The 1,600-nt window shown below is 36.6% G+C and carries 2 protein-coding genes and 1 pseudogene; 2 read left to right on the top strand and 1 reads right to left on the bottom strand.

The genetic code is table 11. The features are described 5' to 3' along the window. Positions 1-190 precede the first annotated feature (190 nt). Positions 191-406: a helix-turn-helix transcriptional regulator gene (locus AB0M22_RS45670; protein ID WP_101913440.1), complete on the top strand. Its 216-nt coding sequence runs from the start codon at positions 191-193 to the stop codon at positions 404-406. A gap of 271 nt (positions 407-677) precedes the next feature. Then, positions 678-1,358 (top strand): IS6 family transposase, encoded by a 681-nt coding sequence (locus AB0M22_RS45665; protein ID WP_364740335.1) that lies wholly within the window; start codon positions 678-680, stop codon positions 1,356-1,358. Between the two features lie 54 nt (positions 1,359-1,412). Here the strand turns inward: AB0M22_RS45665 and AB0M22_RS45660 are convergent. Continuing rightward, positions 1,413-1,532, bottom strand: a pseudogene (locus AB0M22_RS45660) (IS6 family transposase); the annotation flags it as partial. Positions 1,533-1,600 lie beyond the last annotated feature (68 nt).

The following is a 1,600-nucleotide window of genomic DNA, read 5'->3' as shown; positions in this document are numbered from 1 at the left end:
GCGGTCGCTGGGTCGGTGTAGTGGGTATACATCGTGCGGGTGGCTTCGGTGAAGCGGTCCGCGATCGGGCGTAGGGCGGGACGGCGGATCGCGGCAAAAAGAAGAGGTCGATGACTAACATCATAGTAATTGTAGTATTATTAATTGCTGTTTCTGTGATGGGCTGGAATTTAATGAGTGGAATTTTTAAATGAGGGATAAAGGAAAACTTGAGTTAAAGAATAGGTTAAAAGTGGCTCGTGCTGAAAAACAAATAAACCAGAGTAATTTGGCTAAAATTGTTGGTGTTTCGAGACAGACAATTAGCAATATAGAAACCTATGAGTACGTTCCATCTGCTAAATTAGCATTATTACTTTGTATAGCGTTGGATATAGAATTTGAAAAATTATTCTATTTTGAGTAGTGAAGACTTAAGTATATTAAAACGACTTAGGTCTTTTTTATTTTAGGGGCGCAAATGTCAGAGTTTGCGTTCTTATATTAGTGAAATAGCAAGGAGAGTCTTTATGCAAGTAACAGGAAAAACTAAAACTGGTGAGGAAAAACAGTTGACAGTTGAAATTCGTGATGTTGAAATCGTGAAACCTAAGATTGAGAAATCGGTTCTGTTGCAAAGTTTTCTGATAAGTCTATTTTAGTGTAAAATGAATAAAAATGACAGCGAGGATATATCAATGAACTATTTTAAAGGTAAACAATTTCAAAAAGATGTGATTATTGTCGCTGTTGGTTATTATCTACGTTACAATCTAAGCTATCGTGAAATTCAAGAACTCCTTTATGATCGTGGCATTAACGTTTCTCACACAACAATTTACCGTTGGGTTCAAGAATATGGTAAGCTGATCTATCAAATCTGGAAAAAGAAAAATAGACAGTCCTTTTATTCGTGGAAAATGGACGAAACTTATATTAAAATTAAAGGGAAGTGGCATTATCTCTATCGTGCAATCGACTCAGAAGGCATGACACTGGATATTTGGCTACGCAAGAAACGGGATACTCAAGCTGCTTATGCGTTCTTGAAACGACTACATAAACAGTTTGGTCAACCAAGAGTAATTGTCACGGATAAAGCGCCCTCTATTGGTTCTGCATTTAGAAAGTTACAGAGTAACGGTTTATATACTAAGACAGAGCATCGAACCGTGAAGTATCTCAATAACCTCATTGAGCAAGACCATCGACCAATCAAACGACGCAATAAATTTTATCGAAGTCTACGAACTGCCTCAACCATGATTAAGGGCATGGAAACAATTCGAGGAATATACAAAAAGAACCGAAGAAATGGAACGCTCTTCGGATTTTCGGTGTCGACTGAAATTAAGGTATTAATGGGTATTCCTGCATAAAACATCTAGGACTTAACATTCATTGCTTTTCATTTTTGAATTTTGCAACAGAACCATGCCACGATCATATAACATCTCTTGAACATCACGATAACTCAAATTATAGCGAAGATAATACCCAACAGAGATAATAATCACGTCTTTTTGGAATTGTTTGCCCTTAAAATGATTCATCTGTTGTCCTCGCATTCTTTTTTATTACATTTTACAATAAATCAGGTGTTATGGGGAACTTTGTAACA

This window comes from Nocardia sp. NPDC051756 (assembly GCF_040681495.1).
Lineage (GTDB): Bacteria > Actinomycetota > Actinomycetes > Mycobacteriales > Mycobacteriaceae > Nocardia.
This window is presented reverse-complemented; position numbering and strand designations above follow the sequence as displayed.

Coding starts and splice junctions, on each gene's coding strand:
- AB0M22_RS45670 (WP_101913440.1), top strand. CDS start 191: ATGAGGGATAAAGGAAAACTTGAGTTAAAGAATAGGTTAAAAGTGGCT.
- AB0M22_RS45665 (WP_364740335.1), top strand. CDS start 678: ATGAACTATTTTAAAGGTAAACAATTTCAAAAAGATGTGATTATTGTC.